At 49.8% G+C, this 23,669-nt stretch carries 21 protein-coding genes and 1 tRNA gene; 7 read left to right on the top strand and 15 right to left on the bottom strand.

Annotated elements, in window-relative coordinates; translation table 11 throughout:
- The first annotated feature begins 40 nt into the window (after positions 1-40).
- Positions 41-1,111 (top strand): DNA/RNA non-specific endonuclease, encoded by a 1,071-nt coding sequence (locus ACYVK4_RS20325; RefSeq protein WP_461129355.1) that lies wholly within the window; start codon positions 41-43, stop codon positions 1,109-1,111.
- Between the two features lie 79 nt (positions 1,112-1,190).
- On the opposite strand, the gene ACYVK4_RS20320 is transcribed toward ACYVK4_RS20325, so the two are convergent.
- Entirely contained in the window at positions 1,191-2,453 is a 1,263-nt protein-coding gene (locus tag ACYVK4_RS20320; protein ID WP_461129622.1) for an asparagine synthetase B, read from the bottom strand.
- 177 nt (positions 2,454-2,630) lie between these two features.
- On the opposite strand from ACYVK4_RS20320, the gene ACYVK4_RS20315 reads away from it, so the two are divergent.
- A complete protein-coding gene (locus ACYVK4_RS20315; RefSeq protein ID WP_461129354.1) occupies positions 2,631-3,869 on the top strand; it encodes an ABC transporter permease in 1,239 nt (412 codons plus the stop codon).
- 70 nt (positions 3,870-3,939) lie between these two features.
- Here ACYVK4_RS20315 and ACYVK4_RS20310 read toward each other — a convergent pair whose 3' ends face one another.
- Positions 3,940-5,322 (bottom strand): sensor histidine kinase, encoded by a 1,383-nt coding sequence (locus ACYVK4_RS20310; protein ID WP_461129353.1) that lies wholly within the window; start codon positions 5,320-5,322, stop codon positions 3,940-3,942.
- Positions 5,323-5,649: 327 nt separating this feature from the next.
- Entirely contained in the window at positions 5,650-6,663 is a 1,014-nt protein-coding gene (locus ACYVK4_RS20305; RefSeq protein WP_461129352.1) for a PAS domain-containing protein, read from the bottom strand.
- Between the two features lie 179 nt (positions 6,664-6,842).
- On the opposite strand from ACYVK4_RS20305, the gene ACYVK4_RS20300 reads away from it, so the two are divergent.
- Positions 6,843-6,926, top strand: a tRNA-Leu gene (locus ACYVK4_RS20300).
- A 342-nt stretch (positions 6,927-7,268) separates the two neighbouring features.
- Positions 7,269-7,592 carry a hypothetical protein gene (locus tag ACYVK4_RS20295; RefSeq protein WP_461129351.1) on the top strand — a complete coding sequence of 108 codons (324 nt, stop codon included), beginning with the start codon at positions 7,269-7,271 and terminating at the stop codon, positions 7,590-7,592.
- 131 nt (positions 7,593-7,723) lie between these two features.
- Here ACYVK4_RS20295 and ACYVK4_RS20290 read toward each other — a convergent pair whose 3' ends face one another.
- Positions 7,724-7,891, bottom strand: a complete 168-nt coding sequence (locus ACYVK4_RS20290) for a lmo0937 family membrane protein (RefSeq protein WP_012925412.1) — start codon at positions 7,889-7,891, stop codon at positions 7,724-7,726.
- A gap of 310 nt (positions 7,892-8,201) precedes the next feature.
- On the opposite strand from ACYVK4_RS20290, the gene ACYVK4_RS20285 reads away from it, so the two are divergent.
- From ACYVK4_RS20285 to ACYVK4_RS20275, 3 genes are all read left to right on the top strand, one after another.
- The gene (locus tag ACYVK4_RS20285; RefSeq protein ID WP_461129350.1) at positions 8,202-9,824 is read left to right on the top strand and encodes an NADP-dependent glyceraldehyde-3-phosphate dehydrogenase; all 1,623 of its coding nucleotides are present in this window, start codon (positions 8,202-8,204) and stop codon (positions 9,822-9,824) included.
- Between the two features lie 64 nt (positions 9,825-9,888).
- Positions 9,889-10,911, top strand: a complete 1,023-nt coding sequence (locus ACYVK4_RS20280; protein WP_461129349.1) for an ABC transporter ATP-binding protein — start codon at positions 9,889-9,891, stop codon at positions 10,909-10,911.
- Between the two features lie 60 nt (positions 10,912-10,971).
- On the top strand, positions 10,972-11,151 hold the full coding sequence (locus tag ACYVK4_RS20275; protein WP_461129348.1) for a hypothetical protein: 180 nt from the start codon (positions 10,972-10,974) through the stop codon (positions 11,149-11,151).
- Positions 11,152-11,253: 102 nt separating this feature from the next.
- On the opposite strand, the gene ACYVK4_RS20270 is transcribed toward ACYVK4_RS20275, so the two are convergent.
- The 11 genes from ACYVK4_RS20270 to ACYVK4_RS20220 all read right to left on the bottom strand — a co-directional run bounded on the left by ACYVK4_RS20270 (position 11,254) and on the right by ACYVK4_RS20220 (position 23,468).
- Complete coding sequence (locus tag ACYVK4_RS20270) at positions 11,254-12,216, bottom strand: AAA family ATPase (protein ID WP_461129347.1); 963 nt, start codon at positions 12,214-12,216, stop codon at positions 11,254-11,256.
- A 137-nt stretch (positions 12,217-12,353) separates the two neighbouring features.
- Positions 12,354-13,733: a peptidylprolyl isomerase gene (locus ACYVK4_RS20265; RefSeq protein ID WP_461129346.1), complete on the bottom strand. Its 1,380-nt coding sequence runs from the start codon at positions 13,731-13,733 to the stop codon at positions 12,354-12,356.
- 137 nt (positions 13,734-13,870) lie between these two features.
- The gene (locus ACYVK4_RS20260) at positions 13,871-16,240 is read right to left on the bottom strand and encodes a peptidylprolyl isomerase (protein WP_461129345.1); all 2,370 of its coding nucleotides are present in this window, start codon (positions 16,238-16,240) and stop codon (positions 13,871-13,873) included.
- A gap of 222 nt (positions 16,241-16,462) precedes the next feature.
- Positions 16,463-17,164, bottom strand: coding sequence for a hypothetical protein (locus ACYVK4_RS20255; protein WP_461129344.1), 702 nt, complete (start codon positions 17,162-17,164; stop codon positions 16,463-16,465).
- Between the two features lie 11 nt (positions 17,165-17,175).
- Positions 17,176-17,514, bottom strand: a complete 339-nt coding sequence (locus ACYVK4_RS20250) for a n-acetylglutamate synthase (protein WP_461129621.1) — start codon at positions 17,512-17,514, stop codon at positions 17,176-17,178.
- A 78-nt stretch (positions 17,515-17,592) separates the two neighbouring features.
- A complete protein-coding gene (locus ACYVK4_RS20245; protein ID WP_461129343.1) occupies positions 17,593-18,636 on the bottom strand; it encodes an agmatine deiminase family protein in 1,044 nt (347 codons plus the stop codon).
- An 84-nt stretch (positions 18,637-18,720) separates the two neighbouring features.
- Complete coding sequence (locus ACYVK4_RS20240) at positions 18,721-19,398, bottom strand: HAD family hydrolase (RefSeq protein WP_461129342.1); 678 nt, start codon at positions 19,396-19,398, stop codon at positions 18,721-18,723.
- A gap of 122 nt (positions 19,399-19,520) precedes the next feature.
- Positions 19,521-19,784: a hypothetical protein gene (locus tag ACYVK4_RS20235; protein WP_461129341.1), complete on the bottom strand. Its 264-nt coding sequence runs from the start codon at positions 19,782-19,784 to the stop codon at positions 19,521-19,523.
- 79 nt (positions 19,785-19,863) lie between these two features.
- Complete coding sequence (locus ACYVK4_RS20230) at positions 19,864-20,583, bottom strand: 3-keto-disaccharide hydrolase (RefSeq protein ID WP_461129340.1); 720 nt, start codon at positions 20,581-20,583, stop codon at positions 19,864-19,866.
- Positions 20,584-20,725: 142 nt separating this feature from the next.
- Positions 20,726-21,901, bottom strand: a complete 1,176-nt coding sequence (mnmA, locus tag ACYVK4_RS20225) for a tRNA 2-thiouridine(34) synthase MnmA (RefSeq protein WP_461129339.1) — start codon at positions 21,899-21,901, stop codon at positions 20,726-20,728.
- Positions 21,902-22,211: 310 nt separating this feature from the next.
- Positions 22,212-23,468 carry an exo-beta-N-acetylmuramidase NamZ family protein gene (locus tag ACYVK4_RS20220; RefSeq protein ID WP_461129338.1) on the bottom strand — a complete coding sequence of 419 codons (1,257 nt, stop codon included), beginning with the start codon at positions 23,466-23,468 and terminating at the stop codon, positions 22,212-22,214.
- Positions 23,469-23,669 lie beyond the last annotated feature (201 nt).

Below are 23,669 nucleotides of genomic sequence, written 5' to 3'. Positions count from 1 at the left end.
TCCTTCGTCAGCATGACAAAAACGATGTAACTTTACCCGCATGTTCTTCAACCCTCGCTTTTCGACCAAAAAATATGCTCGCCGGGGATTTCGGCTACGCGGCAACACCCTGGTGTTGCTGTTTATCTTTTTCCTGATCGGCCTGTTTCTGCACTATGGCGGCCGCACCCAGCCGGTAGTGGCTTTCTGGAATGATGTTCGCGAACTCATTGGTATAGGACGGTCGCGGGCTGACACGCGTACCGATAATCCGTACAAAGCTCCCGAGCCCGATGAGGCTACCGACGACCGGCGTGGTGGATCGCAGCCCGAGGAGAGCGAGGCCAGTGATTCCCGAACAAACGAACCTGACCCAACCGGTGCGCCTTCCACAGCAACGTCGGGGAATACCCGCTTTGATTTCGAGAAACAGGTCGATTTCATTCTGCCGGCTGTTAAACCGGGCGATGAGATTGTGCGGCATGAAGGCTATACGCTCCGCTACCGTGATCAATATAAAGATGCCGATTGGGTTGCTTACCCCTTACTCGCCTACGAGACTACTGGCGATGCCGACCGGAAATATGAGCAGTTTAAACCTGACCCGTCTGTTGAGAACGGTACGGCCCTACCGTCAGATTATACGCGTTCGGGTTATGACCGGGGCCATCTGGCACCCGCCGGTGACTTCAAATTCTCGCAGCGAATGATGCGGGAAACCTTCTTCATGAGTAACATAACTCCTCAGGCGCCCGAATTCAACCGGGGCATCTGGAAAGAACTGGAGGAACTGGTACGCACCTGGGCCATTCGCGATAAAGGTATTTATGTGATCACCGGCGCGGTTTTAACGTCTGGCTTACCCACAATTGGCAAGACAAATGAGGTGAGTGTACCCGGAAAATTTTATAAGGTACTGTTGTTCTGCAACAAGCCCGAAATTCGAATGATTGGCTTTTTGCTGGATAATGAAGCATCCAACGAATCGTTGACAAAATTCGTCGTACCCGTCGACCGAATTGAGCAATTGACGGGCATTGACTTCTTCCCCAAACTACCCGACGATCTGGAGCGAAAGTTAGAAAGCAAAAACCCTGAAGAAATGGTAGCAGATTGGTTCGATAATCAATAATGCTTTACAAGCAAATGGGGTCGTGTCTGATAGTTCAATCAGACACGACCCCATTTGCTTGTCGAATTCATATGAATTCTCAGGTTTTCTGCTTCTTTTTCTTCGCTGCGGGGAAGAGAATGTTGTTAAGAATCAGACGGTAACCGGCGGAATTTGGGTGCAGGTTTAAATCGGTCGGTTCTTCGCCGATCTCGTGCCGGTAATCTTCCGGGTCATGCCCGCCGTAGAACGTGAAGAAACCCCGGCCGTAGGGTGCGTGAATATACCGGGCTTCGCCCGCTGCCCGATTCTCGGCCATAATGACCACTTCGGGCTTGATGTAGTTTTTCTTGAACGCTGTTGTCTGGCCCATAAATCCCTTGATGACGTTGGCGTGATTTTGCGTCAGCATCGTTGGAATCGGGTCATATTTGGCCGAAAACTGGAACAGGGTAAAGTAGTCATTATGTTCGCTCAGGCCCCGTTCATCCGGTTGGTTGTCAATGTTCGAAAATTCAATCAGGTATGGGTTCGTATACACCTGAAAGTTTCTGAAGGCCAGCGTCTGGCTATAATCCAGTTTATTGTTGGCGTTTGGATCGGCGGGGTCGCCATCGTAGAAGGAGTCGACAATATCGGTGTTGTGCGACGCCAGGGCGATGTCGTAGGTGTCGGTTGCGTTGCACATGGCAAACAGGTAACCGCCACCGAGAACGAAATCCCGGATCTTCTGCGATACGGCCAGCTTCAGCTGAGGCACTTTGGTGAAGCCAAATTTGCGGGTAATATTTTCGGCCTCCTGTTTCTGGGCAATGTACCAGGGTTGGTCTTTAAAGTGGAAAAATTTCCCGTACTGTCCCGTAAAGTCCTCATGGTGAAGGTGCAGCCAGTCGTATTCGGGCAACTTACCATTCATCACCTCTTCATCGAAGACAACATCATAAGGGATTTCTGCATACGACATGACCATCGTTACGGCATCATCCCAGGGTTGTTTTGTTTTAGGGGAATAGACGGCTACTTTCGGGGGCTTTTGCAATTTGACGGCGTCCATATTCGCATCAGGCGCCGACACCTCTGATAGGATCTGGGCCGATTGCGCATCCGAAATAACTTCGTAGCTCACCCCCCGAATCACCATCTCGTTGATAAACTGCTGGCTTTGGGGCATCATGAACGAGCCCCCCCGGTAATTCAGGAGCCAGTCGATTTCGGTATCGTGCGTTTTCAGCACCCAAAAGGCAATACCATAGGCTTTTAAATGATTCTTTTGGGAATCATCCATTGGAATCAGAATCTTGGACGCCCACACCTGACCCGTCAGCGTGAGAATTAGTATAAGCGGTAACAGCAGGCGTTTCATTGGTTTCCCCGATAAAAAAGCTTGTGGTAGTTTTGTCATAACGAAATATAGGCAAATATTGTGCGAGAAAATATACGCGAAAGAGCGAATGAGTGAAAGAACGAAGAAAACCATGTCTATACGTTTACGCATTTCGCTCTTTCACTCATTCGCTCTTTCATTCTTCACATTCGATAGATGAACTTACTGGAAAATATTCGTGAAGGGTTGCGCTCCATTGCAAGCAATCGCCTTCGCACCATTTTGACCTCACTCATTATTGCTATTGGCATTACATCGCTGGTAGGCATACTGACGGCTATCGACGGGCTGCAGAGTTCGGTGGATAGCAGCTTTGCCGGACTGGGCGCTAATACATTCAGTATTGTGGCTCGGCAGGACGCGTTCCGGCGGGGGGGGCGGGTGCAAAAGCAGGATAAACCAATTGACTATTTCGACGCTATAAATTTCAAACGGCGGTTTCCTTACGGCGCAACCATTGCTATATCAACGGTAGTATCGGGGGCCGCTCAGGCAAAGTTCGCGTCGAAAAAAACAAACCCAAACGTTCAGCTTATCGGGGGCGATGACGCCTATCTGGGTGTCAAGGCGTTTACGATTCAGAGTGGACGAAATTTTTCGCAGAACGATCTGACTCACTCGCTCAACGTAGCCATTATCGGCATTGAAGTCGCGAATACCTTATTTGAGAAAAAGGTAAACCCCATTGGCCAAGTCATTCGCGTGCTGGGTAGTCAGTACAAAATAATTGGCTTGCTGGATAAGAAAGGCGGTTTTTCGGGTGGGGGAGATGACCGGATTATTCTGGTACCGCTGGACAATGCCCGGGCGCTGGCAGGCACTCGCAAACTATCCTTTGATATTACAGCCTCGGTTCCAAGTGTATCAAGCCAGGACGAAGCCGTTGGCGAAGCGCGGGGTATTATGCGCCTGGTTCGGCATGATCAGCTCGGGCAACTCGACTCATTTGACATTGAACGCGCTGACGACCTAGCCAAAGAAACGGAAAACATTACCGGTTATCTGCGCATTGGGGGGTTTGGTATTGGATTCATTACGTTGCTGGGTGCGGCCATCGCCCTGCTCAACATCATGCTGGTGTCTGTGACCGAACGAACCCGCGAAATCGGTATCCGAAAATCATTGGGTGCCACCCCCAAGCGTATACGTGAACAGTTTCTTATTGAAGCCATTGTCATCTGCATTCTTGGTGGAATCGGCGGGATTGTACTGGGACTTGGTATCGGTAACCTGATTGCCGGCGTTGTTAGCCAGGGGGAAGGGACATTTATCGTTCCCTGGGGCTGGATGGGTCTGGGTATTCTTGTATGCGTATCCGTTGGTTTGTTTGCCGGCATTTATCCCGCGGTCAGGGCTTCGAAGCTCGACCCTATTGACGCGTTGCGATACGAGTAACTTTCAGGCTAACCGTATGCATCGCGTGCTGGTCGGGGAAGGAACAGGCGGTTTAAGTCAGGATGGTCGCTTAAGCGGGTAAATACACGGTGAATGTCGACCCTTCATTGGGCTTACTGTGGGCCGTGATTGTACCGCCATGATTTTCGGCTACTTTTCGGCAGATGGCCAGCCCAATTCCTGTGCCGGTGTATTCTGAACGGCCGTGTAAACGCTCAAATAGCTGAAAAATCTGCTCCTTGTATTTTTGGTCGAATCCAATGCCATTGTCGCTGATGTTGATCGCAACCCAGGGCTGTTTTGCCCAATTTGGGATGGATATGGGAACATCATCCGCCGTAATTGATTGTATGTTGATCGAAATCTTCGGAATCAGGCCCGGTCGAACAAACTTCAACGCATTGCTCAATAAGTTCTGAAATAATTGCCGAAGCTGCATTGGGTTGCCAGTCAGTGTTGGAAGCGTATCGTCCAGATCAGTATGGATCGTCAGCTGTGCTTTCTTCTCCCTGATAACCAGCTCCAAATCCGTCAGAATATCCGCAATCAACGCTGACAGCCTAACAGGAACAAGGGAGTCCTTATCTCCGGTTAGCCTTGAGTAGGCCAATAAATCGCGGATCAGCTGGCTCATACGCTCAGCCGCCGACTGCATACGGCGAAGCATCATCTGGCCCTCTTCCGGTAAATGATGCCCGTGTAGGTCAATGATTAAATTACCAAATGACTGAATTTTGCGGAGTGGTTCCTGCAAGTCGTGGCTGGCTACGTAAGCGAATTGTTCCAAATTATGGTTCGAGCGTTGTAACTCGCTCACCAACTGTTCTGTGCGTTGAAGGGTTTGATGTAATAACGTTAAATCATTGGCTGCAACGACAAAACCATCGTCCTGCTTAACAATGGATATATTGAACCAGCCATCCACCCGGCCGTCGGTGAAGTGCTGTTCAAATTGTTGAGGCTGCCCCGTTTCGGTCACTGCTACATAGCGATCAAAAATACCGGATGCCTTTAAATTGGGAAGCACCTCCAGCATCGTTTTTGAATTGGTTTCAGAAATCGGGTAGCCCAGCAACCTGGCGTTCGCTTCATTCTGAATCAGGTATTTGAAATCAATAATTTTACCGGCCTGGTCTCGGATTGCTTCGAACAGGACGATGGCGGTCTGGCAGCCGTCGAGAACGCTCTGCAGGATGGACGACCGCTGTTTAGCCAGTGATTCAGCCTGTTTCTGTTCATTAATGATCGAATACACTGAAATCAGCCGATCTTCATCAAGACGGGTAATCCAGTTGTCCGTAAACTGATCATGCCCATTGTAGCTATATGTAGTCTCAAAGTGTTGAGGTTTTCCGGAAACAAAGGCTGCCGATAACGCTTGCCAGTGAGTAGTCTGTTTGACACCCGGGAATAGCGCTACCATTGACTGGCCAATCAACTGGTTGGCCGTCATACCCAAATCTGTCAAAACAGCCTGACTAACCGTGACGTACTGAAAGTCAATGAGGTGGCCGCTTTCATCGCGTATGACTTTTAAGACCGAGAGCCCGTTGGATATATTATCCAGAACACCCTGAAAAAGTTGAGCCTGCTCTTCGATTTGTCGGGTAACAGCATATATTTCACTTATATCGTTCAGGGTGGCTACAATGCCATTGCCAAGCTTGCTGATGGTGGCGTCGAACCATTTATCCAGATTGGGGTAATAATGTTTACCTCTAAACAGATCGCCGGTTTCATAAACCGAGCAGTATTTATCCCACAGGCCATTTTCTTTTAGTTAAGGATTGATGGTCGATAACAAACGACCTGTAATATCCTGGCCTGAACGACCGCCAATCCGTACTGCCGCTTCATTTGTCAGTATAATCCGGAAGTCAATCAGTTGGCCTGCATCATCGTGTACGGCTTCACAGACCATTATGGCACTTTCAGATGTTCGTAAAATGCCATCCAGTAACTCGTTTTTCTGCTGGAGTACTTTGGCGTCCAGTTGATTTTGTGTTATATCCGTAAAGAACACAATGACATGGTCGTCGTCCATTTTGGTGACTAGCAGCGAAAGGTGCTTGTTTAGCGGCTGAACGAAGAAGTCGGCGCTAAACGGGAGGCCAGTTTCAAGTACGGTACAGTATTCTGCCAGTAAGCCTGAAGAATTAAATAAAGGGTTAAGCTGGCTAACAGGACGACTTAAGATATACTCTTCTGTGTATCCACCCAGAGCCAGTGCTGCTTTGTTCATTAATGTGACCCGGAAGTCAATAATTTGGTCAGTTTCATTCCGAATGGCTTTTTCAACGGTAATGCTATTGAGGGATGTATCCAGTACACTACTAAGGAGCAGTCGTTGCTCACGAGTATGGCGAGCGCCCTCCCTAAGAGCGATGTTCTGTTGTTCCAGCGCCAGTTCAGTACGCTTCAGGTCATCAATATCCCGAATTGTTGTAAAGAATCCGTTTTCCAACGGCCTGTCTTCGAAAGCAAACCACCTATTGAGCGTCGGAACAAGCTGTTGAATATCAAACGTAATTTGCTCTTCAACTACCCGACGAAAGTTTTCTGTCTGTGCCCGGGCGTAAGGAGCTCGTTCAAAAAGCCACTGCTTTGTCATCTCTTCATGCGTATGACCTGTAATGGCTAGTACCCGCTGGTTGTAGTAAATGGTTCTGTAATCGATGATCAAACCGGCATTATCCCGAACGGCCTCATAGGCAATCACGCCATAGGGAGAATTTTCTAACAGACTGGTAAGCAGCGTTACAGAGGGTGTTGCCAGTGTTGTAGTATCGTTCACGGAAAAAGAGTGGTTGAGTAGGCCGGTAAATTTAACAAAATTGCCGCTAACCATTTAGTGACCTTCACCCGCAGAAAAAGTGATTTTAAGCAAAGTTTTATTTGCACAAGCCGAATAGGAAACCTACTTTTGCACCCACGTTTGACAAACGCATCACGCTTTAGCGTGACGATTCTGTCGCCGGGATGGCGGAATCGGTAGACGCGATGGTCTCAAACACCATTGTCTGCAAGGACATGCCGGTTCGAGTCCGGCTCCCGGTACAACAAGCCCCTATAAGTAACTGTTCGTCAGAAACTTGTAGGGGTTTTTGCTTTTACGCTGTAGAGGCCTCTCTTAGTAGTTGCACCTTTATCGGCTTCTGTATGGTCATAAACAAATTTACTAGTTTATGACTTTAATACATGTTGGTATAAATGTATAGTAGAATGATTGTATATAGTATTATCGTTACTTTAAGATAGGATTTAGATTCAATAATTCGGGAAAGATGAATATGAAGTAAATACTTAATTTAAATTATATACTATTAAATATAATTAGGGGCAAAGCATTGCTGCCACTATCCTGATAGAAATATATTCGGCTTGCAATCCCACCAAACTATGTCCTCTTTACACACTCTACTCAAACAAGAGCAATACGCCTTGTTAAATTTATCGCCCAAGAACGGGCCTACCTCCATCGCTTTTGCGTTTACCAACATCAAAGTTCTATTGCTAGAAATATCCCAGTCAGAAGCGGACTGTTCTGTATACTATCAGACATGGAATGCCCTGAATACCGCCGGCATGAACGAATTCGATTATATGCTGGATCATTTCGGGAATGGGACGGTTTCGAATTATACCATTTCTTTCATCCGATTGAAACACATGATCAACGAAGAGCTGGACAAGCTTTGGGTCTCGCTGCCTGTCAACAATTGATATGATCAGAAAATACGGGTCTCTGTAGTGAGTAACAGCGGTGCGCAGACTAACCAACATAAAAAAAGCCAGTAATGGATTTTATTCCGTTACTGGCTTCTGTGTATCAATTGGTTGAGCTAACTAAAAACTCACACTCCTCTTCCTTGGATTAAACGGAGGATGATCGCAATAACTGCAATCACTAACAAGACGTGAATAAGGCCGCTAGAGGCAATTCCAGTTCCTAAAACGCCCAAAAATCCCAGTAGCCAAATGATGATCAGAATTACCGCAATGGTATATAGTAAGTTGCCCATGTTTTTGTTTAATTAGTAAGTTTGACTGTATAACTCGCTACATCTATAAAGGCTTAGAAAAATGAGTGAACGGCCTAATGGAAATTGTCAAGTGTTTGATTATCAGAATAGAATGCTGTTTTAAAATGTTTTGGACAAGCCGTCGATTATCTGAGAGAAGGAGAGAAGTATACCTAGATATTTACCTGAATAGATCCTTGCGTTGGGGGCTCTTTAAAGGAGACTCCCAATTTTGTTTTCTGCCGTTTTGGAATTCGCCGGGCGAATGGCGACGTTTGCCAGCGTTTCTTTTCCAATTCATTCCCTCTCCATGACTACCTCAGAACTTACCCAACTCTTCCCCTCGGCCAGCCAGGTTCCGGCCGACTATCAAATCGAACCTATTCACCAGCGCGAATACCTGCTCAACGGCGAGATGCGGCAATGGGATGGTGCCGTTTCTGACGTATACTCTCCCGTCTGCTTACCAGATGCTAATGGTACCCTACAACGTAAACTGGTCGGAAGTTTTCCCGTTACGGGACCTAAAGAGGCCCTCGAAGCACTGGATGCAGCCGTAGCGGCCTATGATAATGGCCGGGGTGAGTGGCCCCAGATGTCGGTAGCGGGTCGTATTGCCTGCATGGAAACCTTCGTCGGGAAGATGCTGGAACAGAAAAAACTGGTCGTAAACCTGATTATGTGGGAGATCGGTAAAAATCTTGCCGATGCCACGAAGGAGTTCGATCGCACGGTTACCTATATCTACGACACGATTGATACGCTGAAAACCATGGACCGGAACTCGTCGAGGTTTCGGATCGAAGAAGGGATTATCGGCCAGATTCGCCGGTCGCCCCTGGGTGTTGTTCTGGCCATGGGACCTTTTAATTATCCCCTCAATGAGACGTATACAACGCTCATTCCGGCCATTTTAATGGGGAATACCATTTTGTTCAAAACACCTAAGCACGGCTCTCTTTTACATTATCCACTGCTGGAGGCTTTTCGGACCAGTTTTCCAAAAGGAGTTGTTAACTCGTTGTATGGCCGCGGGGCAAATGTTATTCCGCCCGTTATGCAGTCTGGTAAGGTAAATGTATTGACACTCATTGGCTCCAGCCGGGTAGCCGACGAACTACAGCGACAGCACCCGAAACTCAATCGGTTACGCTCCATTATGAGTCTGGATGCCAAAAATGCGGCTATCGTTCTGCCGGATGCCGACCTGAGTGTGGCGGTGAAAGAATGCCTGCTGGGTACACTTTCATTTAATGGACAACGGTGTACCGCCATCAAGATCATTTGGGCGCACCGATCGATAGCCGATAAATTCCTGGCGCAGTTTGGCGCAGAAGTCAGCAAACTAAAACCAGGGATGCCCTGGGATGCTGGTGTCCAGATCACTCCGCTTCCGGAGCCAACCAAAACCCAATATCTAACCGATATCATCGCGGATGCGAAAGCCGGCGGGGCTTCGATCGTTAACGAGGGTGGTGGAGAAACCGTTGCGTCACTCTTCTATCCGGCCGTTGTTTCGCCAGTAAAAGAAGGCATGCGGCTGTATCGGGAGGAGCAGTTCGGGCCGGTTATTCCCGTCGTTATTTATGACGATACCGAGGAGTTCATCGAGTATCTGATTACCGATGACCATGGTATGCAGGCGAGTATTTTTGGTTCTGATGCGGCAGAAATAGCCCGCCTTATCGATCCGTTAGTGAATCTGGTGAGTCGGGTAAACATCAATGCGCAATGCCAGCGCGGGCCGGATACATTCCCGTTTACGGGCCGTAAAGATTCTGCGGAAGGCACGCTGTCTGTTGAAGATGCGTTGCGGTCGTTCTCCATTCGGTCGGCTGTTGCCACAAAGGATTCCGGGCCTAACAAAGAGATTCTGAATGAGATTGTCGGAAACCATCAGTCCACGTTTTTAAGTACCAATTTTATTTTTTAAGGTAGTACCGTCCCGGTCGGCCGAGGGATATACTTTAACGGTCGATCGGGACGGTCCAGAATACATGCTCACTGCTACCAGGCTTTCTAAAATATATGCTGACGTTACGGCTGTTCGTAACGTGTCGTTCACGTTGGCACCAGGGCAGATCATGGCTCTGGTTGGAGCCAGTGGGTCGGGGAAAAGTACACTGCTGAATCTGTTGGCAGGTCTGGCTGATGTGGACACGGGGGAGGTCAGGCTTGATGATAAACGAGTTCCGGGACCAGCCGAGGTTCTGGTGCCGGGCCATAACGACATCCGGCTGGTGCATCAGGAATATCAACTCATGCCGAACGTTTCCGTCCGGGATAACATAAGCTATGCGCTTCGATTTTTTGAGAAGAGCTATCGGGAGTACCGGGTCGATCAATTGCTCAAACTTTGCCGCCTGACGGAGGTGCAGCATCGAATACCGCGTCAGGTATCCGGGGGCGAGAAGCAGCGGACAGCCATTGCCCGCGCCATTGCCGACCGACCTGCCATTTTGCTCCTCGATGAGCCCTTCAGCCACCTGGACCTGCCCAATCGCCTTATTGTCCGGGATCTGCTGTTCGATATGGTACGTCAGGATGCTGAAACCACCGAGGGGCAGGTTGGAGGAAGACCTACGGCCTGCTTATTTGTAACCCACGACGCGACGGATGCCTTATCGATTGCCGATTCGCTGGGTATCATGCGCGATGGCAAACTGATACAGCTCGGATCGCCGGAGCAGGTATACCGCCAGCCGATAACGGCCTATGCCGCCCGTATGACCGGCCCGGTCAATATTCTGAAAGCAAAACACCTGACAGTGTTACACGTACCTGAAACAGGGAATCCAAACGAGCTGATTTGCTTGCGGCCCGAACAAATTCAACTGGACGATGAAGGTGTGAAGGGTACTATCCGGGCTTTATTTTTCAAGGGAAGCCACTATGAGCTGGAAGTGGAACTGTCGCGCTACGTATGTCTTCGTTTATTGACAACTCGCACGAACCTCCAAACCGGTCAGGAGGTAGGCATTCGGGTTAGTGAAGAAGCCGCCTGGCGATTGAAACCTTAGCATTATAAAAACCCATTGCCTGCTTTTGGGTTGTATGGTAAACAACACCAACAACACGTTATGGAAAACAAAGAGCAACCACCCGGCGTACCTCAGCCTTCCGGACAGGATGGTTTCCTGGTCAGTGAAGAAACCGAAAATGTAGATGCATCAGGCGTCGATGACCGCTCAACCGGCATGGGCGAAGGCGACAAAGATTATTTGGGAAAAACAAACGTCAAGGAAGACGATGACGATTGAAAAAGGAGGAGAGGGAGTAAGGGGAAGAAAGGGAAAAGGGATTATCAACGCCCATATTTTTCCCTTTCTTCCCCTTACTCCCTCTCCTCCTTTTTTCTTTTCTTACAACATCCGTTTGATCAACTCTTCAACCGAAATACCTTCGGCTTCAGCTTTGAAGTTACGTACCACCCTGTGACGGAGGATAGGCAGCGCAACGGCCCGAACGTCTTCAATATCGGGGGAGTATTTGCCGTTTAGCAGAGCGTTACATTTAGCGGCCAGAATAAGCGCCTGAGAGGCCCGTGGCCCTGCACCCCATTCCAGATACAAGTTGGCGTCTGAAGAACCTTTTTCGGTGTTCGGACGGGTCTTGTGTACCAGCGATACCGCGTATTCAACCACGTTATCGACGACCGGCACACGACGAACCAATTGCTGGAATTCACGAATCTCTTCACCCGTAATAACTCGCTGGACATCGTACTTCCTGTCGGAAGTAGTGCTTTTTACGATATCAAGCTCCGACTGATACGATGGATAGTCAAGGTAAATGTTGAACATGAAGCGGTCCAGCTGCGCTTCGGGCAGGGGATAAGTACCTTCCTGCTCAATCGGGTTCTGGGTGGCCAGTACGAAAAATGGACGTCCCAGTGGGTACTTCTGGCCCGCAATCGTAACGGAGTACTCCTGCATGGCTTCCAGCAGGGCCGACTGCGTTTTGGGTGGTGTCCGGTTTATTTCGTCAGCCAGAATAATGTTGGCAAATACCGGACCTTTGATGAATTTGAAATTACGTTCCTGGTCCAGGGTCTCGGAGCCCAGAATGTCGGATGGCATCAGGTCGGGCGTAAACTGGATCCGGTTGAAGTCCAGGTCGAGCGCACCGGCGATGGTTTGAATCAGCAGCGTTTTTGCCAGACCCGGTACACCTACCAATAAACAGTGACCCTGACAAAAGATGGCGGTTAGCAGCAGTCGAACGGTGTCATCCTGACCAATAACGACTTTTGAAATTTCAGTTTTTAACTTTTGATAGGAGACTGTAAGGGCTTCAGCAGCCGCGACATCTGATGAGTAGGGCACAGGATTTACAATTAAGTATGATGAATGAAAATGAAGAATAAAGCCAAGGCACAGGAATAATAATGAATTATGAAATACAAAGCACGAATGCTGCAAATCTTAATTCATTACCGCGTAAGCGGCCCTGTCTTGATTCATCATTCGTTTCCGCCACTTAAAGTGGCCGCGCTGCCCTGGGTAGTACCAAAAATTCGACAGCCGGTAAACTCAGGATCAACGGTAATATACACATCGGCAACTGACTTTTTGAACCAGTCGTCAATGGCGCGGTTCTTTTTGTTGCTCAGTACAATCGCCTGTAACTTTTCGAAGTCTTTGGTAAAATCGGCCGTGTGTGGCGCAATCTTACTCTTAAAGAACAATAACCGTACCGCACTTTTTCCATCTTCTGTGCGGTAGGGTAGCGGGGCAGAAATCTGACCAACTTTCATCGTGTCCAGCATCTGGAACATGGCGTATTCCATGGAGCCATCCATCGCCAATCGGCTGCTTCCCGATTGTGCATCCCGAATCAGGCCACCGGCATCAGCTGTGCTTTTATCGTCAGAGTATTCCTTAGCCGCCTTCTCAAATTTCAGGGAGTCGATTTGGATCAGGTTACGCAGACTGTCTAAATAGTGCGTTGGGCCACTCAGGTCCAGACGGTTGTAGTCGGGCCGAAGCAGGATGTGGCGGGCGCGGTATTCTGCCCCGCGGGTTTCTACCAGCATGATCAGGTGAAGGCCGAATTCGGATTCAACCACATCCGACATCTGGCCGGGTTTCAGTTTTAAAGCTGCTCCTTCAAAAGGAGCCACCATGGCACCGCGTTTGGCAAAGCCCAGGTCGCCACCATTCTGACCAGAGCCTACATCTTCCGAGAATTCTTTCGCCAGTTTTGCAAAATCTTCTCCTTTCTCAACACGAGCCCGGATGTCAAGCAGTCGCTGGCGGAGCGCTTCCTTTTGTTCTTTGGTAGGCTTGGCAAAACGAACGATCTGTCCCACTTCTACCTCAGCCGGGATATACGGCAGACTGTCTTTCGGTATTCCGTCAAAAAACTTACGAACATCGCGGGGGGTTACCTTCACATCGCTCGTAATTTTAGACTGCATTTTCTGCACAACCTTTTGGTCTTTTACCTGCGTCCGTAATTCACTCTTCAGCATTTCCAGACTTTTGCCATAGGCTTCCACAATGTTTTTGTCGGAGCCAAATTGCTGAATCATGTACTGCATCCGCGAGTCGAGTTCGCTATCTACGATTTTATCGTCAACCACCACCGAGTCAATATCGGCTTTTGCCAGCATCATTTTATTAATGACAAGGCTCTCCAGTAACTGACATTTTTGCGGGGGCGTCTGGTTCTGGCCGACGTACGACTGGTAGGCTTCTTCCAGGTCGGACCGAAGCACGTAGTAGTTGTCGACCTTCGCTATAATTTTGTTCAGGCTGATGCCCTGGCCCTGCCCAAAGGTAGGCACGGTCAGAAACCAGCCAACCAAAATAACAAGCGCACTGCTGATTACTTTTTTCATGTTTTAAAGATAAGCACAGAATGATTGTGGCTCTGTGTTTTAAGAAATTTTAAATCGAATAAACGGGTAGTCAAGCGCATAGACTGAATATATTGAACCAAATAGGCCAGCCCTGACTACACGTGTCACACACCTCTTTACTTTGCCAGCTTCCTGATTTCCTCGTCGTTCACTTTTATCGGATAGGTTTGCCGCAGCTGGCCCAGCCACTGCTTTTCAAGGATGGCCTGATACTCGTTGATGACCGTTCCGCGGGCTTCGGCAAAGGTTTTGGCTCGTGCTGGTTCGATACGATCAATAATGACCGAAACAACTTTGTTCTCGCGACGCATCGTGGTTGTTCCTGCTTTCCATTCACCCAAGCCGTCTATGTAAGGGTTCTCTCCTTTGGCAAATAACCCGGTGGTAATCGTTACGGGCAACAGGTCTGAGGCTCTCTGGATACCTGTTGTGTTTGTATTCCGGCTGTTAATGACTTTGGCAATGTCGTCCTTTGCCGTACTGAAATACTGAAATGAAACGTTCCGCTGAGCATCTTTAGCCGCTCCGGGCCGCGCCCCCTGAAAGTCTTTTTCCATGATTCGGCTCAAGGCGATACCATTTTTTTGCAGGAAGTTTACGACCGTCCGTATCCGGCCCGCCGACACGGAGTCCTTTTCAGTTGGATCATGTGAACCGCTTACTTCCACAACGTAGTTGGGATTTGCACTCATCACCACCAGGATATCGGACAGGGTTTCACTCAGTCCAGTCGTTAAGGCCGTCTGGTTTTTGGCAAATGTCAGGGGAGCCGCCGAGCGCCGGAGCTGGTAAGGTGGGCGCCCGCTGAGCATCGTCGTTGCCTGTTTAAGCAGACTGTCATGCTGCGCAACGACAATGGTCGCCTGAACGCGCTGTGGGAATATATATTTCGCTTTGTTCTGCTCGAAATACTGCCGTTGGCCGGTCGAATCGACCATCGACCGCTCCCAAACGTTTTGATCCATCACCTGCGACAGTAGAACGCCATCCCGAATCTCGTTTAACAGCGCCCGGAACTCAGGCGATTTCTTTTCCAGATTCGCTTCTTCGGTAGCCATCAGCTGATCGCCGGTAAACCGGTCAAATAACCGGCGCATAGCTACAACGGGTGAGCCGCCGACTGTTCGTTCAGTCGTTGGTGACGTTGTGGCAAGGGCTGGATTTCGGGGTGGCTGTTGCCGCTGCCGTACATAGTCAAAGAACTGATTGACAGTGTACGGTTGTTTATCGATAGTCAGAATGGGCTTGTTCTGAAGGGCTCCGTCGAGTGGTTCGGCAAAGCGCCACTGCCCGCGTAGCAGGCTGCTGTCAGCTTTGGTCAGGGCATTTTCCAGAAGGGCGCGGTCTGCCTGAACGGCATATACTTTTTGTAGACGTTGTACTGTCGCCTGTCGGATCACCTCCGCACGGCTGTCGGTCATCACACGCTGGCGAAGCGAGGGACTGAGGGTGGTGTAGGTGTCGAGTCCTTTCCGCTCAATCAGTTTGATGATGTGCCAGCCATAATTCGTGCGAACAGGTTTGGTGTACTCACCGGGCCTGCTGAGCGCAAACGCTGCATCTTCAAAGGCGGGCACCCAACGGCCCGGCTCAAACATGGGCAAAACACCCCCGTTGGCTTTGGATGTTCCGTCGTCGGACATCTCCCGGCATACCTGCTCGAACGAGTCCCCTTTCTGGAGCCGGGCATATGCGGTGTTGATGCGGTCCTGCGCCATTTTCTGTCCCGCTTCATCGGCCGATGGGCTTATACGGATCAGCACGTGTGCTACCCGAACCCGTCCCCGGCTTGGGCGTCGGTTGTTGACCTTAATCAGGTGATAGCCAAACCGCGTGCGAACAGGAGCCGAAACACTGCCGACGGGAGTAGTAAAGGCAGCCGTTTCCAAGGGGTAAACAACCCCAAAAACGGGGATATAGCCCAGACTGCCACCCGCCGACGCTGTGTTTAGATCCTGGGAGTGTTGACGCGCCAGCGCAGCAAAATCAGTACCGTCCTGTGCCTGTTTGCGAATCGACAGTATTGTTTGATAAGCGGCCAGGGTGTCGGCAGGTGTGGCATATTCGGCAACTGGAATTAGAATATGAGACGCGTCGACTTCCTCCTGCATCCGCTGGTAGGCTTCGGCCGCCAGCGATTCCACCAATACTTTATCGGTAAGGTAAGGCTGCGCCAGTTGCTTCCGGTAGGTGTTCATCTCCTCCCGAAAAGCCTCGGTGGTGTCGCGGCCTTCAGTTTCAGCGGCCAGCACTTTCAGCTTTAAATTCGTGTACAGGTCAAAGTACGTTTTTACATCCGTTCGCTGGGTTGAATCGGACGAAAGCTGATTCTTGGTGAACGACTGAAAAAAATCATTGGTCGTGAAGGCTTTGTTGCCCAGTGTCAGGATAACGGGTTCCGGGGGTGTTTGCTGAACAACGGGTGCGGCTGTTTTGCAGGCAGTTACAAATAGAGCCAGCAAAAAGCCGCCTGTGAAATGGCGCATAGCGTCTGAAATGGTGATGTTGAATGTACTACTAAAACAGATACGGGGGCAAAAACATTCGGACTTATGACCTCTGAGTAGGTGGTCAGTAAGTCGTAGTTAGAGTTATTAGTTGAGTGGATAAGCCATGACATAAGGATGGCTTTCGCGCCGAAAACCAACTGGCCGCACGCCTGAGCATTCCTAAACGGTTCTTTCATTACCAACGTTCGATAGGCGGGCTTATTGGCGTACGGGCTGGATTTTCACCGACTTAAGGGTAATGTCGTATTCGAGCTGATAAGTAAATGGGTCATTTAGATTTTTTCCGGTAAAGGTGGCTGGAACCCGAACGAATCGCTGTTTCTTTCGGCGAACGTCGGCATCCCGTAGTTCAACGCTGCTTTGTCCTAACAGATCATCGTTGTCCAGCTTATCCAGCAATTGCAGGCCAACGCCCGTTGCCACCAGACCCGCCGATACGTATTTTAGCGGTGTGAGCAATTCGGTGGCGGTGAGCAGCAGACCCGCCGGAAGGGCGATTAGGTTATGAACCTTCTGGATTTTTGCCATCGTCTGCTTTGCCTGTTCATAGTCATCGACTTCAATGAGGACAATGGAGGCCACAATACGGCCATTTCTCGGGAGTTCAAGCTGGATCGGTTTGGCGGCACTATGTTCCTGTGCCGGGGTTCGTAAATCTAGTTGCTGATCTTTCTTCACCGTCTCGACACCCCACCCGCCATTTACAACCGCTACGGCTTTGTTGGTCGCGTCGTAGCTGGTAAGTGAGTAGGCCATCATCAATTCGTCGCGTCGGCTGATTGTCTCTTCCAGATTGACCGCTTTCAAAGACCGGGGCGTCAACTCAGCAACAAGTGCTGGCTGGCGAACGCAGCCGGTAATTGTCAGAACCGCGATTAAACTGATTAAACTGATGCGCATGATGTTATAAATCAGATTGAAATCTCCTCAATAATAGATGTACCTGAGGAACCATCACCACTTGTCCATTGCCATTGTTCATGCAGGCGGATTCGACCGTCGGGCAATAGCTCAGGTGTCGAAAAACAACGACCCGTCATCAACTCCCCTTGCGTATTTACGTGTTCATACCGCATATCAAGACCATTGTCAGGTTGGACAACTGCAATCAAAAAGCCTTTTACAATGCCACCGCCAGCATATTCGGCCCACACAACAGTATTCTCCTGGTGGTAATGAAAAAGCGTTTCGCTGCTCACTTCGCCATTGGCAGTATTGGTTACGGAGCGGAAGGTTTTGTTGTTATACACGTTTTTGGGATGTATGATAGAGGATGTATGCCATAGGATGTATGTTGGTAAATATATCATGCATCCTACAGCATACATCTAAACGACTGGTTCCTGTTGGCTCAGGCAATGGAAACTGCCTAAACCCCACACGATGTCCGTTGAATCAATACCGACAATTTTACGATCGGGGAAGCACATACCGATGATGTCGAGTGCCTGCTGGTCTTTATCGCAACGGAAAGTAGGGACGATAACCGATCCGTTTGTGATCAGGAAATTGGCATAAGAGGCCGGAAGTCGCAACCCATCGCTCTCGACGGGGTCGGGCATGGGCAGTTCAACGATATTCAGCTGCTTGCCGTTCAGCAAACGCATCTGCTTCAGTTCGTGGTGAATTTCCTGAAGGAACGGGTAGTTGGCGTCGTTTTTATTGGGTTCGTAAGCCGCAATGACGGTATCTTCATTCACAAACCGCACAGTATCATCAATGTGGCCATCGGTATCATCGCCCACAATGCCTTCCTCTACCCACAGCACCTGCTGAACGCCGTAGAAATCGCAGAGATATTGCTCGATGTTGGCCTGGGTCAGGTGCGCATTCCGGTTCTGGTTGAGGAGGCAAGCCCGGCTGGTGAGTACGGTTCCCGCTCCGTTGAATTCTACGGACCCACCTTCCATAACGATGCCGGGCGTAACGTATTCCAGTCCCCGGTAATGGGCAATTTCAACGGGGATCAGGTCGTCGCGGTCGTAGGGAGGGTATTTGCCGCCCCAGGCATTGTAGCCCCAGTTCACAATCATCCGTTTGTTGTTCTCAGGATTGATCAGGAAAGCAGGGCCGTGATCGCGGCACCACGAATCGTTCGTTGGGTGGGGCAGGAGAGTAATACGGCTCATATCTGCACCAGCCGCCAGCAGCCGCAGTTTAGCGGCCTGAATCACAATATCATTATGCGCGTTGATGCACACCTGCTCACTTTCGGCGATGGCTTTGATAAAGTCGATGTAAGCCGGAAACATCAATTCCTGTCGCTCTTTGGTCCAGGAGGCTTCGGTATGGGGCCAGCTAAGCCAGGTGGCTACGTGCGGATGCCACTCGGCAGGAAAGAAATAGCCCTCACGGGCGGGAATGAAAGACATGGGTAAAAATGATGAATGCAGAATTATGAATAACGCATGAGTCGGTTTGACGCAGCAGATTCTTCACGATAAACGTACAACTTGTTAGACGATTAAGGCGCGAAAAGCGTCTACAGTCAGTTCCGTGAAGTCATCGACAATTAATGAGGCACCACTGTCGGCTAACTCGTCGCGGGTATGCGTCGTGGCAACGGCAATGACTTTCATACCGGCGCGAAGTCCCGCTTCAATACCGGCAAAGGCATCTTCAAAGACGACACTATGCGCCGGGGTCGCGCCTATGCGTTCGGCAGCAGTCAGGTAGATTTCGGGGTCAGGTTTGCCGTGCTGAATCATACTGGCATCAATAACCGCGCTGAAATAAGGCCGCAGCGGAAGCCCATCCAGGGTAAACCCCACATTGCTCTGCGGAGCCGATGTGCCCACTGCCAGCTTGATTCCTTCTGCCTGTAAGGCACTCAAAAACGCCAGCAGTCCTGGCGCGGGTTGAAGATGAGGACGATACAATTCGCGGTAAATCGATTCTTTTTCTTCGGTCAATACGATCAGTTCGCCGGGCGTGATAGGTCGTTGAAAAACGTAACTCATCGCATCGGCCGAGACACGCCCGTTGATATTTTCGACGTACTGTTCCTTCGAAAGTGGCCGATTATGTTTCTGGGCAAATTGCAGCCAGGCATTGACATGAAAATCGGTGTTATCAATCAAAACGCCGTCCATATCGAACAGGGCGGCTAAAACGGGCGAGGTTGTTTCTGGCATGTGTAGAGACGCAACCTTTTGCGTCGGATTTTTTCGCAACCCTTGGTCTTTTTTATAAAGGGATTGCCTCTAACTTATAAACGAAAAGCTGCAATAGCCTTGCAAAGAAAGCAGATTGCAGCCTAAACCGTATCGTCGTTGGATGGACTTAATGGGTTTTCGTCCAGAACATCCCCCGCCAGAATAGCGGCTTCGTGCAGTAATTCGGTCGCGACCAACTCGTCCGTCACGTCTTCGATGCGTTCATCAAACGCGTCGAGGCTTTCATCAACAGCTGTGGAATGCGCTTTCATACCCAGCAATAACCGGCCAACATACAGCAGATTAAGCGAAAAACGCAATTCGGGCAGGGCGGGGCTGTGGCGGGTTGTAGGTTCGGTTTGCATAGACGTAGAACAACCGGCAGAGGCCGTTCAGTTCTCGTAACGGGACATGGCGTGTAGCGCGGTCGGTACTCTTGCTAGGTTACAACGCCTTTATCTTCAAGTTTCGGAAGTAGATGGGAGCACCGGCATGTTTGCCCTGAAGCCCGATGTAGCCGTGCAGGGGTAGATCGGCGGGGGCTTTGCTGAGCCAGGATGGTACTTCAGAACCGTCGGGATTTGACTTTGCCGAAGTGAATTTCGACAGGTCGATGGTGTTTACCAACTGGTTATTAAGCACTACGTAGATCATTTTACCCTGGCAGGTAATGGTGTAGCGGTTCCACTCATCGGGCTTTTTAACTACCTGCTGTTTCGTAGCGGCCTGGTGACCAAAAAAAGCACCACACTGCCAGTTGGTTGGCGAGTCGGCCCACTTTTTAGCATAATCGTCCGCAATTTGAATCTCGACCGAGTTGGGAATCCAGTTCGTTGTATCGCTGGCATGAACCACCACACCACTGTTGGTACCATCGGCCGTTTTGAATAACAAATCCAGTACAAAGTCGTCGTAGGGAATAGCCGTCCAGATGGCTACATCGGCCGTTGCCGTCAGCACGCCCCCGTCATCGAAACTCCAGACGCCTTTTGGAAAGCCCGCATCAGACAGATCGCTGGCAAAGAGCGGTTTCCAACCTGCACCACTTGAATTCGGGTGCCCTTTAGGGGGTGTAATGGGGGCGGCTGTCGACGATGATGCCTGGGCAAACAGTTCAAGCGTACAGATCAGCAGGAAGCCAGTAAGTAGAACGATTTTTTTCATGGAGGGGCTTTGTTGAAAGAGACTATTCACAAAGAAACACTTTTATTTTTAATGGAGGATGCGGCCTATAACAGCACAGCGTGTATGGAACTGTCCGAAGTCGTTCCATACACGCTGTACTAACGTGTTCAGCCAAAGAGTATTATAGATTACTCACGGCAAGTTGTGGGTGAGTGGCTGCTTCTTTATGACTATCCGAACGGGTGAACTCGTCGCCCTGGCGGAAGCTTTTCATGATCCAGCCGCCACCAATCACGTCGTCGCCTTCGTAGAAAACAGCCGCCTGGCCGGGTGCAATGGCCGATACGCCTTCTTTAAAGAGAACTTCGATTTTATCGCCGGTTTGCGAAATGGTTGCTGCCGTGCCGGAATCTTTGTACCGCACTTTCGTAACGGTTTCCATTGGTCCGGCAAGCTGGTCGTACTTTTGCAAGTTCAGCTTGCTGACAATCATACCATCGCGATACAGGTCTTTATCGACGCCGAGTACCACTTCATTGGTGTCTTTCCGAATCTCCGTCACGAACATCGGCTGACCAAACGCCATGCCCAGGCCTTTACGCTGGCCAATGGTATAGAACGGATAGCCCTGGTGTTTGCCCAGCACTTTACCCGTGCCTTCCATCACGAAGTTGCCCCCCGCTACTTCGGCTTCCAGACCCGGCATCCGCCGTTTCAGGAATCCCCGGTAATCGTTATCGGGAACAAAGCAGATTTCATAAGATTCTGATTTGGTGACCAGCTCCATGAAGCCGCGCTCTGTGGCCATGTCGCGGATGTCGGATTTTCGCAGGTGGCCCAGCGGCAGTTTCGTCCGGCTCAAACTCTCCTGCGATACGCCCCACAGTACGTACGACTGATCTTTCAGGGTATCCACGCCTTTGGAAAGAATATGACGACCGTTTTCTGTCCGAATATGGGCGTAGTGTCCCGTAGCAATGGACTCGCAGTCGAGTCGGTCGGCCCGGCGCAGGAGGGCATCCCATTTGATGTGGGTGTTGCACATGACGCAGGGGTTCGGTGTCCGCCCTTCGAGGTATTCGCCCGTGAAATGGTCGATAACGGCATCGCCGAACTCTTCCCGAATGTCCAGAATATAATGGGGAAAGCCGAGGCTAACGGCAATGTTACGGGCATCGTTGATGCTGTCGAGGCTACAGCAGCCCGTTTCTTTTTTTGTCCCCCCTGATGATGCGTAATCCCAGGTTTTCATGGTCATACCAATGACCTCATAGCCTTCTTCGTGGAGCATGACCGCTGCCAGCGAAGAGTCGATGCCGCCACTCATGGCGACCAGAATTCGTCCGTGTTTGCTCATATCCGCCGGGGTTCAAAGCCCCGCGATTTTAGTGTTTTGAGGATGTCCGTTTCTTTCTGAAACGACTCACAAAGATACGAACGCAAACGGAAGGGGTCTTAGTTTCGGGATAGGAGAATTGAACTTAAGCACTCGGTCATTTTGGGTATTTTTAGGCATCTACCTTGTAATTCTAACATGGCATGTTAGAATTACAAGGTAAAATCGACCTTTAAGTGATTTTCAGTACATTAAGGTGACTTAGCTTGATGTGGCCATTTTGCTAGTGCCAAGCGTCGGCCCGGCGACCGTCCTGGTCGGTACTACACAGTTACGGGTATATCAAATACTTTTTCCGCATCTGCTTATAGGCCGACAGGCCCGGTTCCCAGCTTTGGCGGATTTCCTTTTCGGAAACGCCCGCAATGATTTGTTTTTTTAGCGCTTCGTTACCACTTCGGTAATTGAAATTGCCCATTTGCTTACTATAGCTCGTATCGAAGAAGCGGGCTTTGTCGGGATACGCTTTATATAACTCCATCAACCATTTCAGATTAAGCTGTCTTGTTTTGCGCAGCAGGTTGGTATCATAGGTTCGAAGGTCAAGCCCATAGCAATCTTCATCCTGATGCAAGGGTGTTTCACTCATACCTTTAAGACTGACAGGTTTGAAGGAAAACGAATAAAGACCCTTCAGGGCGGGGGCCCCCAAAACGGTGAATGGCATGTAGGTGCCGCGGCCCTGGCTGATGATCGTTCCTTCGAACCAGCAAAGGCTGGGGTACAGCAAAATGGATTGCTGGGTGTTCAGGTTGGGCGAGGGGAGTACGGGCAGCGTATAAGCTACATCGTGGTTGTAATTGGCGACCTTAATTATGCGAAGCCTGCACGGTTTTGTTTTGGCGACTCCTCCCCAGCCTTCGCCGTTGATCATCTGGGCAAATTCCGCAATCGTGCAGCCATGCGTAATGGGAATTGGGTGCATACCGATCCCTGAGTACAGATGGGCTTCCAGAATAGGTCCGTCAACTATATAGCCGTTCGGATTAGGACGGTCCAGAATCATCAGTTCCTTGTTGCTTTCGGCGCAGGCTTCCATCACGTGATTAAGCGTGTTGATATAGGTGTAGAAACGGCAGCCCACATCCTGAATGTCGAAGATCATCAGGTCTATATTGGCCATTTGCTCTTTTGTCGGCTTCTTGTTTTTGCCGTACAATGAAACGACCGGTATACCGGTTTTGGCATCCACGGCATCATCAACCTTCGCCCCGTTGCTGGCATTGCCCCGAAAACCGTGTTCCGGTCCAAAGATCGAGACGATGTTCACACCCAGGCTCACCAGGCTGTCGACGCTGGGTTTGCTGCCGATGATGGATGTCTGGTTGACAACCATACCAATGCGTTTACCTTTCAGATAAGGCAGATACGCCGATACCTGATCGGCACCGGTGATCACTTTCTTTGCCTGAACAGCGGTGGCCGAAGGCGTTTCAGAAACGGATGCAGGCAGAGAACGAACGGCTGGATTGACGGCACAGGAAAGGCCGAAGGCCAGGGGTAATGCAATGAATGAGATGATTTTCATGTAATTCTGGGTATCAGCAGCAGGAAAGTTGATTCCTTAAGGCACTTGTCGACGGTAAACTTAACAAAATCCTGTAAAGCTCCCGCAGCGAAAGCTATTCTGTTCGTTTAGAAAGCTTCGTGAGGACGTAAGAAGATTACGTTCTGCGAGTTGTAATCTTGTATCGAATCGAAAATGTATTGATAAGATCACCCCCCAACG

This window comes from Spirosoma aerophilum (genome assembly GCF_054782495.1).
The sequence above is the reverse complement of the archived record's forward strand: the minus strand, read 5'-3'. Positions and strand labels throughout refer to the sequence as shown.

Coding starts and splice junctions, on each gene's coding strand:
- ACYVK4_RS20285 (WP_461129350.1), top strand. CDS start 8,202: ATGACTACCTCAGAACTTACCCAACTCTTCCCCTCGGCCAGCCAGGTT.
- ACYVK4_RS20315 (WP_461129354.1), top strand. CDS start 2,631: ATGAACTTACTGGAAAATATTCGTGAAGGGTTGCGCTCCATTGCAAGC.
- ACYVK4_RS20240 (WP_461129342.1), bottom strand. CDS start 19,398: ATGCCAGAAACAACCTCGCCCGTTTTAGCCGCCCTGTTCGATATGGAC.
- ACYVK4_RS20295 (WP_461129351.1), top strand. CDS start 7,269: ATGTCCTCTTTACACACTCTACTCAAACAAGAGCAATACGCCTTGTTA.
- ACYVK4_RS20230 (WP_461129340.1), bottom strand. CDS start 20,583: ATGAAAAAAATCGTTCTACTTACTGGCTTCCTGCTGATCTGTACGCTT.
- ACYVK4_RS20290 (WP_012925412.1), bottom strand. CDS start 7,891: ATGGGCAACTTACTATATACCATTGCGGTAATTCTGATCATCATTTGG.
- mnmA (WP_461129339.1), bottom strand. CDS start 21,901: ATGAGCAAACACGGACGAATTCTGGTCGCCATGAGTGGCGGCATCGAC.
- ACYVK4_RS20320 (WP_461129622.1), bottom strand. CDS start 2,453: ATGAAACGCCTGCTGTTACCGCTTATACTAATTCTCACGCTGACGGGT.
- ACYVK4_RS20260 (WP_461129345.1), bottom strand. CDS start 16,240: ATGCGCCATTTCACAGGCGGCTTTTTGCTGGCTCTATTTGTAACTGCC.
- ACYVK4_RS20275 (WP_461129348.1), top strand. CDS start 10,972: ATGGAAAACAAAGAGCAACCACCCGGCGTACCTCAGCCTTCCGGACAG.
- ACYVK4_RS20310 (WP_461129353.1), bottom strand. CDS start 5,322: ATGACGGCCAACCAGTTGATTGGCCAGTCAATGGTAGCGCTATTCCCG.
- ACYVK4_RS20265 (WP_461129346.1), bottom strand. CDS start 13,733: ATGAAAAAAGTAATCAGCAGTGCGCTTGTTATTTTGGTTGGCTGGTTT.
- ACYVK4_RS20325 (WP_461129355.1), top strand. CDS start 41: ATGTTCTTCAACCCTCGCTTTTCGACCAAAAAATATGCTCGCCGGGGA.
- ACYVK4_RS20235 (WP_461129341.1), bottom strand. CDS start 19,784: ATGCAAACCGAACCTACAACCCGCCACAGCCCCGCCCTGCCCGAATTG.
- ACYVK4_RS20255 (WP_461129344.1), bottom strand. CDS start 17,164: ATGCGCATCAGTTTAATCAGTTTAATCGCGGTTCTGACAATTACCGGC.
- ACYVK4_RS20280 (WP_461129349.1), top strand. CDS start 9,889: ATGCTCACTGCTACCAGGCTTTCTAAAATATATGCTGACGTTACGGCT.
- ACYVK4_RS20220 (WP_461129338.1), bottom strand. CDS start 23,468: ATGAAAATCATCTCATTCATTGCATTACCCCTGGCCTTCGGCCTTTCC.
- ACYVK4_RS20245 (WP_461129343.1), bottom strand. CDS start 18,636: ATGTCTTTCATTCCCGCCCGTGAGGGCTATTTCTTTCCTGCCGAGTGG.